Consider the following 15,677-nt stretch of genomic DNA (forward strand, 5'->3'; position numbering starts at 1 on the left):
CATGAGGCAGGGCGGGCAGGCGCGAGGACAAAGGTCTCACATCGCGGGTGCTGCTGCCGAGGAGATTGCCACCCGTGCCTATCTCGCCCGTGGATATGCTTTGGCCGAAACGCGCTGGCGTGGCCCACATGGCGAGATCGACCTGATCTTTAGAAATGGTGAAGAGGTCATCTTTGCCGAGGTGAAATCCAGCTCCACCCGTGATCGCGCTGCAGCCCGCATTTTGCCTGCGCAAATGCAGCGGGTGATGGCAAGCGCGGCCGCCTTTCTGGATGGCGAACCCAAGGGCCAGCTCACTGAGACGCGCCTTGATGTGGTGTTGGTCTGGGGGGCGGGTGACGTGGAAATTATCGAAAATGCCTATGGCCATGGCTGAGCCATTGAACATGGCTAAAGCCTGCGCCATGTATCGGTGATGAAACAAGGGACACATGTTATGAAAATTGCCTTTCAGATGGACCCGATCATGGGCGTCGACATCAACGCCGACAGCAGCTTTCGCCTTGCCGAAGAAGCGCAAAAGCGTGGTCATGAGCTGTTTTACTATGGCCCCGATCAGCTAGCCTATCAGGAAGGGCGCATCACCGCGCGTGGTCATGACATGGTCGTACAACGTGTGGCTGGCACCCCGGCTAAGCTAGGCAACCTCCGCGAGGTCGATCTGGCGGAGTTCGATGTTGTCTGGCTGCGTCAGGATCCGCCGTTTGACATGCATTACATCACCTCGACGCATCTGTTGGACCGGCTGAAGGACGACGTGCTTGTGGTCAACGATCCCTTCTGGGTGCGCAACTACCCGGAAAAACTGCTGGTTCTGGACTTCCCGGAACTGACACCGCCAACCACGATCGCGCGCGATCTCGACACCATCAAGGCGTTCAAGGCCAAACATGGCGATGTGATCCTGAAGCCGCTTTACGGCAATGGCGGGGCTGGTGTGTTCCGGCTGGATGCCAATGACCGCAACCTGTCGTCGTTGCATGAACTGTTCACTGGTTTCAGCCGCGAGCCGCTGATTGTGCAGAAATTCCTGCCCGATGTGTCCAATGGCGACAAGCGGGTGATCCTCGTGGATGGTGAGCCGGTGGGGGCGATCAACCGCGTGCCCGCTGCGGGTGAAACACGTTCCAACATGCATGTGGGCGGACGGCCTGAGAAAATCGGCCTGACCGACCGTGACCTAGAAATCTGTGCCGCAATTGGCCCGCTCTTGAAGGAACGGGGCCAAGTGTTTGTGGGCATCGACGTTATTGGCGATTACCTGACCGAAATCAACGTGACCTCGCCCACCGGCATTCAGGAGCTGGAGCGGTTCAACGGCGTCAATATCGCCGAAAAGGTCTGGGAGGCCATCGAGGCACGTGTTGCGTGAGCCGCGCACTTAACCTGTTGGTGGCAGGGCTGCGCCATCTGGTGCGGCCCCGGTTGCAGCGTGTCAAAGGGCCAGAAGAGGCGCGCGCATCGTTTGAGCGCACCGCACGTCTGGTGTTTCAGACGCCGCCATACCTGTGCCATATCGCGGATCGCGCGGGGCTGGATCGTATCCGGTGTGGTCCCTGCACGCCGGGTAAAATCATCCTTTACTTTCATGGCGGTGGCTATATCGCGGGTAGCTCCAAGAGCCACGCGGCGATGCTGGGTCGGCTTTCGCGCCTTTCTGGGTTGGAGGTCTGCGCCCCGGATTATCCGCTCGCGCCAGAGCAGCCCGCTCCGGCGGCCTTTGACGCAGCCGTTGCGGCGTGGGCGCATCTGATCGCATCGGGGTATGCCCCCTCTGATGTGGTGATTGGCGGGGACTCCGCAGGGGGCGGGCTGGCACTGGCGCTGCTGTCGCATCTGTGCCGCGCGGGCACGCCGCCAGCGGCCCTGTTTGCCATGTCGCCGTGGTGTGATCTGACCCTGAGTGGTGAGAGCCTGACCCGCAACGCAGACCGGGATCCTTTTCTGCCGGTCGCGCGCATCAGAGAGCTGGTGGATTATGTGGTTCCAGCGGGCATGCAGCCTGCTGATCCACGAGTATCGCCCCTATTTGCCGCGTTTCCCGACTGTCCGCCGGTTCTGTTACAGTATGGCGAAACCGAAATCCTGTTTGATGACTGTCGCCGCATGGCGGAGCATCTGCGTGGATCTGGTGCAGAGGTCTCAGAGTATCTGCACCCCACAGCGCCCCATGTCTGGCACCTGTTTGATGGTTGGATTCCTGAGGCGCGCAGGTCGCTTTGCGATATTGCCTATTTCGCCCGCATGAACCTCTAGGCTCTGATCTCAACGCGGCAAGCGATACGAGAGGGCCTCGGCGACGTGATCACGCGCGATCTCGGGCGCGCCGTCCAGATCGGCGATCGTGCGGGCGACTCGCAGCACCCGGTGATACCCCCGCGCGCTGAGGCCGAAATGTTCGGAGGCCTGCATCATGAGTGCGCGACTGTCGTCTTGGAGCTGGGCGACATCTTCCAGAACGCGTCCTTCGGCGTCGGCATTCACACTCGCCCCACCACAAGCCGCATATCGCTCTGCCTGTATGGCGCGGGCCTGTGCCACCCGCTGGGCGACAGTTGCCGAGCTTTCGCCGGGGCGGCTGCGTTCCAGATCGGCAAAGGCCACGGGCTCTACCTCTATGCGAAGATCGAACCTGTCCATCAGCGGGCCGGAGATGCGCCCCATGTAATCCGCTCCGCAGCTTGGTGCGCGGGGGCAGGCACGCGCAGGGTCGGTCATGTAGCCACACCGACAGGGGTTAGCGGCGGCCACCAGCATGAAACGGCTCGGATAGCGCACATGCGCATTGGCCCGCGCGACCATAACATCTCCTGTTTCCAGAGGCTGGCGCAGGGTTTCCAGAACGGCGCGGGCAAATTCGGGTAATTCGTCCAGAAATAAGACGCCATTATGCGCAAGGCTGATTTCGCCCGGTTGTGCCCGCCGCCCCCCGCCAACGATGGCCGCCATAGAGGCCGTGTGGTGCGGTGCCCGATAGGGGCGCGCGCGGCTGACTCCTCCGGCCTCGATCAGACCGCAGATGGAATGGATCATCGATGTTTCCAGCGCTTCTTGCGGCGTGAGCGGTGGCAGGATCGATGGCAGGCGCGCGGCCATCATGGATTTCCCAGCCCCGGGTGGACCACTCATCAGCAGATGGTGGCGTCCTGCAGCGGCGATTTCCAGTGCGCGCCGTGCAACCTCTTGTCCTTTGACGTCCGACAGATCCTTGTCGGGTGGGCCATCAATGACCTCGCCCGGCTGTGCAGGTGTAATCACGCCCTGTCCGGTGAAATGGCGGATCAATTCCGACAGGGAGGCCGCGCCGATGACTGTTGCGGCCTCGACCCAAGCGGCCTCCGCGCTCGACCCTTTCGGGCACAGGAGCGTGCGGTCCTGCTCCGCGGCGGCGAGGGCTGCGGGCAGTGCGCCGGTGATTGCAACCAGCGTCCCATCCAGTGACAGCTCACCAAGCGAGAGGGTCTCATTGGCTGCCTCTGGAGGTAGTATTTCAAGGGCTGCGAGCAGGGCGACCGCAATGGGCAGATCGAAATGGCTGCCCTCTTTGGGCAAATCTGCAGGTGACAGGTTGATGGTGATCCGCTTCGACGGCAAGGCAATCGACATCACCGCCAGTGCTGAACGCACACGATCACGCGCCTCGCTTACTGCCTTGTCCGGCAGACCCACGATGGAAAAGGCCGGAAGCCCCGGTGCCACAGCGCATTGCACCTCCACCGGGCAGGCCTCAACACCCTGAAATGCAACAGTTTGTGCGCGTGAAATCATAGCTGCCCCCGGGGAAATCTCGGATGAGATCCTCAAGGGACAGCATTGGAAATCGTGGTTACTGATTGGTTAAGGGTGGCGTGAAGCCTCCGCGAAATCGTGCAGCGTGAATGTCAGAGCGCCCATGGCTTGCGGTCCAGATCCAGCAGATAGGGCTCGGGATCATACCGCACCTCGCGTGCGGCCTCTTGCCACGACAGCACGGCTGGATCGCGCAGGAGGTCGATGCAATAGGCGCGGGTCGCGTCAGAGACCGGCAGATCATAGCCAACGATCCGTGCCGCAACAGGAGTGTAGAACACCTCTGCCAGACTATATGCGCCAAAGAGCGGCCCGGTTGCGTGACCAGATATCTTGCGTGCATGTGCAAAGAGCGCCTCGATCCGCCGCAGGTCTGTCAAAACCGCCTCAGAGGGTTGAAAACCTTGCCATATATGGCTGAGTTGCATGGGGCAGGCACTGCGCAGGGCGCTGAACCCTGCGGCCATCTCAGCACAAAGCCAGCGCGCGGTGGCGCGGCTCGTGGCATCTTGCGGCCACAAGCCCGCGTCCGGGTGGCGCTCCGCGAGGGTTTCGGCCATCGCCATCGTTTCGCCGACCACCGTGCCATCAGGCAACTTCAGGGTGGGCACGAGACGCGCCGGGGCGAGGTCCGCGAGGTCCTGCGCCATGGTTCCAGAATAAAGCCCCACAAGCTGCGCGTCATAGGGCAGCGAGAACTTCTCGAGCATGAGCCAGCCGCGCAAAGACCAGCTGGAATACATGCGATCACCGATGTAGAGTGTATATGTCATGGAGCTAGGATAGCCGTGCGCTCGTCATCAGCATAACTAATGTTTGTTGCGTAATGTATCACAAAATTTGATTTATATCGCCCGCACGCCAGCCCTCAGCGCTATGATAAATCTGACTCAGAGAGAGGTTGTCGATTTTCTGCGCAAAGGCCTCGGTCGCGGTCAAACGCGAGGCCCGTTGCACCTGACAGAGGATCTGACCGAAATGTCCGACGACAATGATGTCTTGTCCTCTGTGATCTTGTGCAAGCGTATCAAACTGATGTGATACACGCCGCATCAGCGCGTTCCAGCTCTCGCCATTGGGGGGAGCGATGTCACCCGGCTGTTCCCAAAAGGCGCGAATGTGATCAGGGCTTTCGGCGTCGATGTCTTTCCAGCGGCGCAATTCCCAATCGCCAAAGTGCATTTCGCGCAGATCGGGTGCGTGGGGGAGGCGGTGACGTTTGCCCTGAATCGCATCAGCGGTGGCAACCGCACGGTCTAGGTCAGAAGAGATCACCAAAGCCCCACTTGGTAAGCCGTCTGACAGGCGTCTGAGCGCCTCGGTATCCGACAAATCTGCGGGCACATCCGACCATCCTACCATGCATTTTGCATGGGTCGGGCCGTGGCGTATCATGTGGAAACGGGTGATCACAACGCGCCTTTCAACACCATGGGTAAGCCTGCCGCTACCAGCACAACGCAGTCGGCTTTTGCAGCAAGCGCGATGTTCAAACGTCCTTGCGCCTCACGGAAGCGACGCGCCAAGGCATTTTCGGGAACGATCCCAAGACCGGTTTCATTCGTTACCACAATCACCTCTGCCGGGCATGTCTCAATTGCAGACAGAAGGCGGTCTGTTTCCTTTTCCAAATTATGCTCAGCTATCAAATGATTAGTCAGCCACATCGTCGCACAGTCCATAAGGACTACATCCTTTGGTTGAGTATTCTCAAAGGCTGTCGCTGCGGTATAAGGGTCTTCGATTGTGGTCCAGTCGGGGCCGCGTTGAGTAAGGTGGCGCGCGACTTTCTCTTTCATTTCAAGGTCAAATATTTGTGAAGTCGCCCAATAAATTTTGTTTTTGCCTGTTTTAACACAGGCTTGCTCGGCGAATTCGGACTTTCCCGAGGCGGCACCACCGAGAATAATTGTGACTTTGCTGGCCAAGTTAGTTATCCTCAAAGTTGTAAGCATACTGCGCGTCGCGCCGAAAGATGCGGCCGCTCAGGCAATTTGCATTCCTACCGTTCACCGGGATGCGATGGGCATCTTTCAAAGATCCGGCATATTTATTTTTGAACCAAAGCCCGCCCTCACACGTTGTCAACGTAGTTCTTAGAACAGGGAGTTTAAAATGGCACTGGACGAGACCACCGAAAACCCCCTCCCGAAGCGCGCGATGAAAGCCGAGCTTCTGGATGCAGAGACAGAATTGGCCTTGGCCTACGCCTGGCGGGATCATCAGGATGTGCAGGCGCTGCATCGCCTGATCACGGCTTACATGCGGCTTGCGGTCTCGATGGCCTCAAAGTTCCGTCGTTACGGTGCGCCGATGAACGATCTGATCCAAGAGGCGGGACTGGGCCTGATGAAGGCTGCGGAGAAATTCGACCCCGACCGTGGGGTGCGCTTCTCGACATATGCGGTCTGGTGGATCAAAGCATCGATTCAGGACTATGTGATGCGCAACTGGTCGATGGTGCGCACAGGGTCGACATCATCGCAGAAGTCACTGTTTTTCAACATGCGCCGTGTGCAAGCGCAGCTCGAACGCGAAGCTGAGAGCGATGGCGTGGAACTGGATCGCCACAAGCTGCACCAGATGGTTGCCGAAGAAATCGGCGTGCCCCTGCGCGATGTGGAGATGATGGATGGCCGCCTTGCGGGCGCGGATTTTTCGCTGAACGCTGTGCAATCAGCGGATGAGGACGGGCGCGAATGGATCGACGCGCTGGAAGATGACAGCGAACAGGCGGCAGAGCGCGTCGCGGCAGATCATGATCGCAGACAGCTGCGTGAGTGGCTGGTGACGGCGCTCAACGGGTTGAATGAACGTGAGCGCTTTATCGTGCGCGAGCGCAAGCTGCGCGAGGAGTCCCGCACGCTCGAAAGTCTCGGAAATGAGCTGGGCCTGTCCAAAGAGCGCGTCCGCCAACTGGAGGCGGCGGCATTCCTCAAGATGAGAAAGAGCCTTGAAGGTCAGTCGCGTGAGGTGCAGAACTTTCTCGCATGAGAATACTGAATTTTAAGGGCGGACCCCAGGGTCTGCAATTTAATCTGGCAGCCGCCGCAATTGCTCTTCTGCCCTATACATTCGCTGCCAACGCCGGGCAAAACCCTGATTTGGCAGCCGTTATCGAGAAGGCCAAGCAAGCCGATATCGTCCTGCTTGGCGAAGTTCACGATAATCCGGCCCATCATCAGGTGCAGGCTGAGGTCATTGCCGCGATCAATCCGGTTGCTGTGGTCTGGGAGATGCTGACGCAGGAACAGGCGCAGCTGTTGAACCCAGAGGTGCTCGCTCAACCGGCGCAACTGGGCGAGGTGCTGGGGTGGGCAGAAAGTGGCTGGCCGGAGTTTTCTATGTATCAGCCGATCTTTGTCGCCTCTCCCGCAGCTCAACATTGGGGGGCGGCGGTGCCACGATCAGAGGCGCGCGCTGCGGTGGCAAAGGGCGGTGTGGCCTATTTTGGCCAAGAAGACGCAGCCCGGTTTGGGCTAGACATGGCTTTGTCAGAAGAAGAGCAATCCGAACGTGAGGCCGACCAACAAGCCGCGCATTGTAATGCGCTACCGCATGATCTCTTGCCCGGTATGGTCGAGGTTCAGCGGCTTCGGGATGCATCACTGGCGCGGGCCGCGCTCCGGGCACATGAGGGTGCGGACAATGCCAAAGCGGGGCCAGTGGTGATCGTAACGGGAAATGGTCATGCAAGACTGGATCGCGGCGCGGTGGTCTATCTGCGCTATGCAGCGCCGGAGCTTTCGGTGTTCTCCCTCGGTCAGGCGGAGGATGGGCAGATTGACGGAACCTTTGATGTGGTGATCTCATCCGATCCGGTGGCGCGCCCGGATCCTTGCGCGGCCTTCAACTGATGCACAGAGGCATGTGAGGCAGTGTTTGCCCTTGCACATCCGATTAACTAGGGTGGGCGAGGGCGTTTGTTTTGCCCGGAGAACCCAAACACCGAGGGCGTATCATGCTGTCAGGAAAACACATTCTGCTGATTATTGGCGGCGGGATCGCGGCCTATAAGTCGCTGGAGTTGATCCGGCGGCTGCAAGATCAGGGCGCGCGTGTGACGCCTGTTCTGACCCGCGCTGGCGAGGAGTTTGTAACACCTTTGTCGGTCTCGGCGCTTGCGGGGTCTGCGGTGCACCGGGATCTGTTTGACCTGACTGCAGAAGCGGAGATGGGGCACATCCAATTGTCGCGCAGCGCGGATCTATTGGTGGTGGCCCCGGCGACTGCGGATCTGATGGCAAAGATGGCACAAGGGCATGCGAACGATCTGGCCTCGACGCTGCTGCTGGCGACCGACACGCCCGTGCTGCTGGCGCCTGCAATGAATGTGCGCATGTGGGAGCATCCGGCAACCCAACGCAATCTGGCGCAGCTCCGGGCCGATGGGGTTCAGGTTGTCGGCCCAAATGACGGGGGGATGGCCTGTGGTGAATACGGTCCCGGCAGGCTTGCGGAGCCGGATGAAATCGTCCGCGCCATCGCTGCGCAGCTTCAGGCCGGGCCGCTTAAGGGGAAGCGTATTGTCGTCACATCTGGCCCGACCCATGAGCCGATTGATCCCGTGCGCTACATCGCCAACCGATCCTCTGGGGCGCAAGGGACAGCGGTGGCCCGTGCTCTGCAGGCATTGGGTGCGGAAGTAGTGTTTATCACGGGCCCGGCAACGGTGCGCCCTCCTGAGGGGGTGCAGGTGGTGCCTGTGGAAACCGCGCGTGAGATGCAGGCCGCTGTGGATGCGGCATTGCCTGCGGATGCGGGCGTTTTTGCCGCTGCGGTTGCGGATTGGCGCGTGGCATCTGCGTCGGATCGCAAGCTCAAAAAAACCAAGGACGGCATGCCGCGTCTGGAATTTGCCGAAAACCCAGACATTCTGCGCGATGTCTCGACCCGTGCCGAAGGACGACCCGGTCTGGTGGTCGGATTTGCAGCGGAAACAAACGATGTGGTGGAGCACGCCACGGCAAAACGGCTTCGCAAAGGCTGCGATTGGATCGTCGCCAATGATGTATCACCCGCCACGGGAATCATGGGGGGGACGGAAAATGCAGTGGTGCTGATCACTGCTGATGGGGCGCAGCATTGGCCGCGGATGTCAAAAGAGCAGGTGGCCGCGCGGTTGGCCGAAAAAATCTGCAACGCGCTGTCCTCGCCAATCTCGGGGAATTGACAGCAATAAAACTGCAAAGCCTTCAACCGGAATTGCCGGTTATACCAATTAGGCAGGGTTTGTGCGTGAAACTCGTGCCTTCGTTTTTTACGCTCGAACGATAGGGAATTAAGCGATTAAGAGGTAAAACAACCCCCAGATGATCGGAAAAGATCATATCGGAGGTGTCGCAGGTGATGAGTCGCAAAGTTAAATTCCCCTACCCAAGCGGGCTGAAACCCATTTGGGGCGCAAGCTGATGGCATTGGCAGAGCGTGACATTCTGGTGTTGGAAGATGACATCCTGCTCGGCCAGCTGTTGTGTAACATGATACGCATGTACCGCATTGGCCTGCCGCATCTGTCGCTGAGCGAGGTTGATGCCTGCCAGATGATGCGTGAGCGTGATTTTCACATTTGCTTCTTAGGGCTTCGGCTTCGGACGGGTGTGTGCGAACGTGCTGTGGCACTGGCCAACGCCAAGAGAATTCCCACTTTGCTGATGGCGGATGCAGAAGGTCTTGAGCCGCTCTCCATCCAACCGCAACGGGGCTTGGTGGTTCAAAAACCCGCCAGCGAAGAGATGATCCGCGATGCGGCCACGGCGCTCCTGATGCAAGAAGCAGTGCGCTGACGCATCAAGCTCTTTGAGGTAAATTTTTGAACCACAAATGATTTTCACTCGCCACCCAGCGTGCTAGCGTGGTTGAGAAGTGGCAGTCGTAATTTTTCTAAAGTTGTTATTGTAGCGCCCGAGAAATACCGAGGCCTTTTTAAAGGCTTGCGCACGACAGGCCAGAAAACAAGGTTTCGTCCATGAGGACCCGCAAATGAGCGATCACACTATTCCCTTTATGGTCGGCATTGCCGCCTCGGCTGGCGGCTTGGAGGCTCTTTCAGAGCTGGTGCAGGAGTTGGGGGAGCAGAATTCGGCCTCTTATGTCATTGCCCAGCACATGTCCCCGACACATAAAAGCATGCTGAGCGCATTGATCGCGCGCGAAACCCGGCTGCCGGTGAAGGAACTGACCGCCGAAGAGGACATCTGGCCGGAGGTGAATACCATCTATGTGGTGATGCCCGGTCAGGATGTGGTGATCGCCAAAGGGGGCAAGCTGGGATTGCGGGAACCGGATGGCCAGCGTGGACGTCCCAAACCGCTGGCCGACCGTCTGTTTAAAACCATGGCGGAGGAATACGGCGAGAACTGTGCCGCTATTATTTTGTCGGGCACTGGCAGCGATGGCAGCTACGGGGTGCGTGCCATTCGTGAGGTGGGCGGGATCACCATTGCGCAGGATCCAGACAGTTCCAAATATTCCGGCATGCCGTCGTCGGCCCTGCAAACCGGATGCGTCGATCTCACGCTCTTGCCGAGCGAAATTGGCGAACATCTGGGCAAGATTCTCTCGCGTCCGCGTGATTTTACCGAACTGCAGGAATTGCACTACAAACCGCACAAGCTCTCTGATCTGTTTCAGATCCTGACGGCGCGCACCGGGGTGGATTTTCGGGAATATAAAGCCTCCACCATCAATCGCCGCATCGCGCGGCGCATGCTTGCATTGGGGTTTTCCGAATATAACGCCTATGTGGATTTCTGCCGCCGTGATCTGGCAGAGGTCGATGCGCTCTACAAAGATCTGATGATTTCGGTGACGCGGTTCTTTCGCGATCCGCAGCAGTTTGAGGCGCTCAAGTCCAATATCGAGGCTATGGTCTCGAAAATGGATGCCTCTGACCAGCGCACCGTGCGTGTCTGGGTATCGGGCTGTGCCACCGGTGAAGAGGCCTATTCGGTTGCGATCCTCTTTTTGGAGGCGATGGGGGGGCTGGAAAAAGTGGCGCAACGCCGCCTGCAGGTGTTTGCCACCGATATCGACCAGCAGGCATTGGATGTGGCGCGGCGGGGGGAATATCCGATCTCTGCAGTCAGCGACATCCCGGACGAACTGGTGGATCGCTACTTTGTTGAGCGCACTGAAACCATTGAGGTCAAAAAGGCGCTGCGGGCATTTGTTCTGTTTTCACGCCACAATGTCATTCAGGATCCGCCGTTCACCAATCTTGACTGCATCAGCCTGCGCAACCTGTTGATCTATTTCAATGGCCCCCTTCAGGATAAGGTACTGGCGCGGGTTGGATATGCTCTGGTTCCAGGTGGATTGCTGTTTTTGGGCGCGGCCGAGACCGTGGGGTCGATGGAAAACATCTTTGAACCCACCACCCCCTCCGACCGGATTTACCGCAAGCGTGCAATGACGCGCAAACCGGCGTTGCAGTCTTTTCTGGAAGAGACTTCTCCGCGCCCTGCGCAAGAGCAGACCTCGGTTCGTTACTTGGCGGATAAGAACCGTCATCATGGCTCGACCCGCCAGTTTGATAGCCTGATCCGGGTGCTTGCACCCAACGGGTTCCTTGCGAGTTCGACGGGGGCGATCCTGCGGATTATTGGCGATATTTCTTATGTGACGGCGCTTACGGAAAGCTCGGGGCTGCAAGTCGATCTGAAGATCCTGATTCCGTCCCTGCGCAGCGAGGCCTCTAGCCTCATCAACGTCGCGCTGCGGTCTAGTGGTGTGCGCAGTGGGCAATGGCATCCATTGCCCCGGTCCGATCATGAACAGGTGCGCCTGACCTGCTACCCGATTGCCGCGCCCAGTGATGGTGACGGCGATGGGGCCAGCGTCGTGCTGATCGCGGTGGAGACCCGGATCAAGGAAGAGCAAACCGCAAGCCCCGAACATCTCGACCCGCAAGAGCAGGATCGCTACATCCGTCAGATCGAGGATGAGGTGATTTCGACCCGCGAAGCGTTGCAGCAAACCATCGAAGAGTTGCAGACCGCAAATGAGGAACTGCAGTCCGTCAACGAGGAGATGCAGGCTGCGAATGAGGAATTGCAATCCACCAACGAGGAGCTTGAGACCTCGAATGAGGAATTGCAGTCCACCAACGAGGAACTGATCACCGTCAACGAGGAAATTCAGGTCAACTCGACCGAAATCCAGCATGTGAGCGCGGAATTGACCGCCGTGTTGCGCGCCAATCCATTTGTCATGCTCGTGGTGGATCAGGCGTTGCAGGTTCGGCATGCATCGCGGCAGGCCATGACCATGTTCGAACTGGATTCGTTGCCAAAATCCGGCATTCACATCAGCCAATGTGCGCCGGTGGAAGGGCTGCCAGATCTGACATCGCGGATTTCGCAGGTGTTTCGCTCCAGCGCACCGCTGGTCGAAAACGCTGAATTTGGTGGGGAAAACCACGAGATGACCTTTACGCCGTTCCGCCAAAAGGACGGCCGAGAGCTGATTGGTGTGGCCGTTACCATCGTCTGAGGACGCGCGTGAAAGCTGTCGCGTGCGAGGATGTGCGGCAGCTTCAAGAACCATGTGGCAATTGCCTGCCGTTCCGGGGCATAAACGCTGCGCACAGGTGGGTGAGACAGGCCCATATGACGCAAGCGTAAGAAGGATAGCCCCATGACTGCAGCGCCCTTTGCGGTAGAAGTGAAAATCATCGACCCGCGTATTCGGGACTGGGGAATGCCCAGCTATCAGACCCAAGGCTCTGCGGCGATTGATCTCTTTGCCTGTATCGACGCCCCAATGGAGATCGCAGCACAAGCGCCCGCTGTCCTCATTCCGTCTGGGCTTGCGTTTTACATGGGCGACAATGCCTGCGCAGCCCTTGTGATGCCGCGTTCGGGTCTTGGTCATAAAAAGGGTCTGGTGATGGGCAATAACGTCGGGTTGATTGACGCTGACTACACCGGACAAGTGTTTATCAGCGCATGGAACCGGAACCCGCCGGGCACCGATGCCATCCGTATTGAGCCGGGCGAACGCATCGCGCAGCTGATGTTTGTGCCAGTGCTGCGTGCAACCTTGAATGAGGTTGAGGACTTCTCTGACAGCACCGAGCGTGGGGCCGGGGGCTTTGGTTCCACCGGTGCCGGAGCCAAGCCGGTATGATTCTGGTCCTCGGGCTTGCTGGGCTGATCTGGTGGGGCGGTCGTCTGGTCGGTTTCTCCCGCCCAATGCGCATGGCGCTGCTGGGGCTGCTTTATGCGGCGGTCTTGCTTATTCAGCTCACCTTGCCTGAGGGCAGTCCGCTGCGTGAAGCGACCGGCGGTTCTGCCAGTCTGTGGCTGATCTTGGGTGGCGTTGGTGTCATCGTCGCGCTTTATACTGCGGTGTTGAAGCGCCTGCGCCAACGTGTCGAGGCCAATGACAACACCCCGGAGACGCAAAAAACCGAGGCTCCTTTTCGTGATGTAGAACTGGACCGTTATGCGCGCCATATTGTGCTGCGCGAAGTGGGCGGTCTGGGGCAAAAACGTCTGAAGGATGCAAAGGTTCTGGTGATCGGGGCCGGGGGGCTGGGCGCACCGGCGCTTCAGTATCTCGCAGCAGCAGGTGTTGGCACCATCGGGGTGATCGACGACGATGTGGTGGAAAACGCCAATCTGCAGCGACAGATTATTCATCGCGATCAAGACATCGGTATGCCAAAGGTCTTTTCCGCGCAGGCTGCGATGGAGGCGCAGAACCCCTTTGTTGAGGTGCGTCCCTATCATCGCCGCCTCAGCGATGAACTGGCGGCGGAACTTTTTGCCGACTATGATCTGATCCTCGACGGGACAGACAATTTCGCCACCAGATATCTCGCCAACCGCACGGCGGTTGCTCAGAAAAAACCGCTGATTTCGGGCGCGCTGTCGCAATGGGAGGGTCAGATTTCCGTCTTTGATCCCGTCATAGGTGGCCCTTGCTATCAATGTATCTTCCCAGAAAGCCCCGCCGAAGGTCTCGCACCGAGCTGTGCCGAAGCAGGCGTGATTGGACCTTTGCCCGGCGTATTGGGCGCAATGATGGCTGTAGAGGCCGTGAAACAGATCACTGGCGCCGGAGAGGTCTTGCGCTCACAGATGTTGATCTACGATGGTCTCTATGGTGAAACCCGCCGGATAGCGCTGAAAGCGCGTGCCGATTGTCCCATTTGTGGACCCCATAATGGCAACCCGGCCCCGACAGGAGAAAACTGATTATGACCCGCACCCTTGCCCTGAGCGCCCTTGCGACGGCGATCTTTGCCACTGGCGCTTTTGCCGCCGATCTGCCGGATCTTGAGGGGCGCGAGGTCGTATTCGCGACCGAAAACACCTATCCGCCGTTGCAGTTCATTGACCCAAACAGCGGTGAGGCCATCGGCTGGGAATATGACGCCGTCGCCGAGATCGCTGAGCGGCTGAACATGACCGTGGTCTATGAAAACACCAGCTGGGATGCGATGATCCCGGCGATCACCGCGAGCCAATACGACATCGCCATGAATGGCATCACCATTCGCGACGACCGTAAGGAAAAGGTGGATTTTTCCGACAGTTACCTGACCTCGCAGATGCGCATGATCGTGGCAGGCGATGAGGACCGGTTCGCCGATGCTGCGGGTTTTGCAGCCGACGAGGACCTGCTGGCCGCGGCCCAGCCCGGCACCACGCCCTTTTATGTGACTGTCTATGATGTGTTGGATGGTGATGAGGCCAATCCGCGCATCAAACTCTTTGAAACCTTTGGCGCATCGCTGCAGGCCTTGCGCGCTGGTGATGTTGATCTGGCGCTCTCGGACAGCACTGCTGCTGCCGGGGTGGTCGCCGCCTCTGATGGGGCGTTCAAAATCGTGGGTGAACCGCTCGGCACCGAAGATTTCGGCTTTATTTTTCCCAAAGGCAGCGATCTGGTCGAACCGGTGAATGCGGCGCTGGCGGAAATGAAAGCGGACGGCACGCTTGATGCGCTCAATAAGAAATGGTTCCTCGACTATAAGATGGGCCAATAAGAGCCTCTCTTTTTGAATTTTATACCGCCCCGGCCAGACAGTAGGCCGGGGTTTGTCGTGACAGGGCAAGCACATGACCAATCGCCACAAGCGCGAAGACAAAGAAGATTTCCCGTGGTGGCTGGTGGCCGTCGGGCTCACGGCAGTCTATCTGGGCATTGAGGTTGCGCGCAGCGATGTCTACGCCCAGATCATGAACACGCTCTGGCGTGGGGTGGGGATCACCGTCTTTGTGACGGTTGTGAGCTTCTTTTCGGCCTCAGTTCTGGGCATGGCGCTGGCGCTAGGCGCGGATTCGCGCTGGCTTGTACTGCGTCAGACCTGCCGGTTCTACGTCGAAGTGGTGCGCGGCGTGCCGATCATCGTGCTGTTGCTTTATGTGGCCTTTGTGCTGGCACCGGCCCTGGTGGATCTGCGCAACTGGCTGGGCAGTTTCATCGGATTGGAGGACATCCGCACGCGAAACTTCCCGCTGTTGTGGCGCGCCATTGTGGCGCTGATGATCGCCTATTCCGCCTTTATCGCCGAGGTGTTTCGCGCAGGCCTGCAATCGGTACCCGAAGGTCAGGTCGAGGCGGCGCAGGCGCTGGGTCTCAACTGCTGGCAGCGGTTCCGGTTCATTGTATTTCCGCAGGCGATCCGCACGATCCTGCCGCCGCTTGGCAATGATTTTGTGGCGCTGGTCAAGGATTCCTCGCTGGTGTCCGTGCTTGGTGTTCTCGACATCACCCAGCTTGGCAAGGTCACGGCGGCCAGCAATTTCCGCTATTTCGAGACCTACAACATGGTGGCACTGATTTATTTGGCGATGACCATTTCCCTGTCGTTGGGCCTGCGCGCACTGGAACGCCATCTGCGCAACAAGCAGGATCAGCGATAGCGGGGCAGGCCG

At 58.8% G+C, this 15,677-nt stretch carries 16 protein-coding genes; 12 read left to right on the plus strand and 4 right to left on the minus strand.

Features of this window, described 5'->3' with window-relative positions; genetic code table 11:
* Nucleotide 1 precedes the first annotated feature (1 nt).
* From K529_RS02020 to K529_RS02030, 3 genes are read left to right on the plus strand one after another with little or no spacing between them, the layout of a single operon-like run.
* Nucleotides 2-376 carry a YraN family protein gene (locus tag K529_RS02020; RefSeq protein ID WP_005646943.1) on the plus strand — a complete coding sequence of 125 codons (375 nt, stop codon included), beginning with the start codon at nt 2-4 and terminating at the stop codon, nt 374-376.
* A gap of 60 nt (nt 377-436) precedes the next feature.
* Complete coding sequence (gene gshB, locus K529_RS02025; protein WP_005646945.1) at nt 437-1,372, plus strand: glutathione synthase; 936 nt, start codon at nt 437-439, stop codon at nt 1,370-1,372.
* Nucleotides 1,369-2,256, plus strand: a complete 888-nt coding sequence (locus K529_RS02030; RefSeq protein WP_046002501.1) for an alpha/beta hydrolase fold domain-containing protein — start codon at nt 1,369-1,371, stop codon at nt 2,254-2,256. The genes gshB and K529_RS02030 overlap by 4 nt, the downstream gene beginning before the upstream one ends.
* Before the next feature lie 9 nt (nt 2,257-2,265).
* Here K529_RS02030 and K529_RS02035 read toward each other — a convergent pair whose 3' ends face one another.
* The 4 genes from K529_RS02035 to cobU all read right to left on the minus strand — a co-directional run bounded on the left by K529_RS02035 (nt 2,266) and on the right by cobU (nt 5,717).
* Complete coding sequence (locus K529_RS02035; RefSeq protein WP_046002500.1) at nt 2,266-3,768, minus strand: YifB family Mg chelatase-like AAA ATPase; 1,503 nt, start codon at nt 3,766-3,768, stop codon at nt 2,266-2,268.
* Nucleotides 3,769-3,881: 113 nt separating this feature from the next.
* On the minus strand, nt 3,882-4,562 hold the full coding sequence (locus tag K529_RS02040; RefSeq protein WP_046002499.1) for a glutathione S-transferase: 681 nt from the start codon (nt 4,560-4,562) through the stop codon (nt 3,882-3,884).
* A gap of 58 nt (nt 4,563-4,620) precedes the next feature.
* Entirely contained in the window at nt 4,621-5,202 is a 582-nt protein-coding gene (locus K529_RS02045) for a histidine phosphatase family protein (RefSeq protein WP_005623202.1), read from the minus strand.
* Nucleotides 5,199-5,717, minus strand: a complete 519-nt coding sequence (cobU, locus tag K529_RS02050) for a bifunctional adenosylcobinamide kinase/adenosylcobinamide-phosphate guanylyltransferase (protein ID WP_005623198.1) — start codon at nt 5,715-5,717, stop codon at nt 5,199-5,201. The genes K529_RS02045 and cobU overlap by 4 nt, the downstream gene beginning before the upstream one ends.
* A 187-nt stretch (nt 5,718-5,904) precedes the next feature.
* Between cobU and K529_RS02055 the strand changes: the two genes are divergently transcribed.
* The 9 genes from K529_RS02055 to K529_RS02095 all read left to right on the plus strand — a co-directional run bounded on the left by K529_RS02055 (nt 5,905) and on the right by K529_RS02095 (nt 15,665).
* Nucleotides 5,905-6,783 (plus strand): RNA polymerase factor sigma-32, encoded by an 879-nt coding sequence (locus tag K529_RS02055; RefSeq protein ID WP_005623195.1) that lies wholly within the window; start codon nt 5,905-5,907, stop codon nt 6,781-6,783.
* The gene (locus K529_RS02060; protein WP_005623192.1) at nt 6,780-7,646 is read left to right on the plus strand and encodes a ChaN family lipoprotein; all 867 of its coding nucleotides are present in this window, start codon (nt 6,780-6,782) and stop codon (nt 7,644-7,646) included. The genes K529_RS02055 and K529_RS02060 overlap by 4 nt, the downstream gene beginning before the upstream one ends.
* Nucleotides 7,647-7,750: 104 nt before the next feature.
* Entirely contained in the window at nt 7,751-8,962 is a 1,212-nt protein-coding gene (gene coaBC / locus K529_RS02065; protein WP_005623188.1) for a bifunctional phosphopantothenoylcysteine decarboxylase/phosphopantothenate--cysteine ligase CoaBC, read from the plus strand.
* Between the two features lie 238 nt (nt 8,963-9,200).
* Nucleotides 9,201-9,575 carry a hypothetical protein gene (locus K529_RS02070; RefSeq protein ID WP_040642496.1) on the plus strand — a complete coding sequence of 125 codons (375 nt, stop codon included), beginning with the start codon at nt 9,201-9,203 and terminating at the stop codon, nt 9,573-9,575.
* Nucleotides 9,576-9,771: 196 nt separating this feature from the next.
* Nucleotides 9,772-12,282: a CheR family methyltransferase gene (locus K529_RS02075; protein WP_005623182.1), complete on the plus strand. Its 2,511-nt coding sequence runs from the start codon at nt 9,772-9,774 to the stop codon at nt 12,280-12,282.
* Nucleotides 12,283-12,426: 144 nt separating this feature from the next.
* The gene (gene dut, locus K529_RS02080) at nt 12,427-12,918 is read left to right on the plus strand and encodes a dUTP diphosphatase (protein ID WP_005623178.1); all 492 of its coding nucleotides are present in this window, start codon (nt 12,427-12,429) and stop codon (nt 12,916-12,918) included.
* On the plus strand, nt 12,915-13,991 hold the full coding sequence (locus K529_RS02085; protein ID WP_005623175.1) for a HesA/MoeB/ThiF family protein: 1,077 nt from the start codon (nt 12,915-12,917) through the stop codon (nt 13,989-13,991). The genes dut and K529_RS02085 overlap by 4 nt, the downstream gene beginning before the upstream one ends.
* Nucleotides 13,992-13,993: 2 nt before the next feature.
* Complete coding sequence (locus K529_RS02090; RefSeq protein ID WP_005623172.1) at nt 13,994-14,785, plus strand: transporter substrate-binding domain-containing protein; 792 nt, start codon at nt 13,994-13,996, stop codon at nt 14,783-14,785.
* 73 nt (nt 14,786-14,858) lie between these two features.
* Nucleotides 14,859-15,665 carry an amino acid ABC transporter permease gene (locus K529_RS02095; protein WP_005623170.1) on the plus strand — a complete coding sequence of 269 codons (807 nt, stop codon included), beginning with the start codon at nt 14,859-14,861 and terminating at the stop codon, nt 15,663-15,665.
* Nucleotides 15,666-15,677 lie beyond the last annotated feature (12 nt).

The organism is Tritonibacter mobilis F1926 (genome assembly GCF_000376545.2).
Taxonomy (GTDB): Bacteria; Pseudomonadota; Alphaproteobacteria; order Rhodobacterales; family Rhodobacteraceae; genus Epibacterium; species Epibacterium mobile.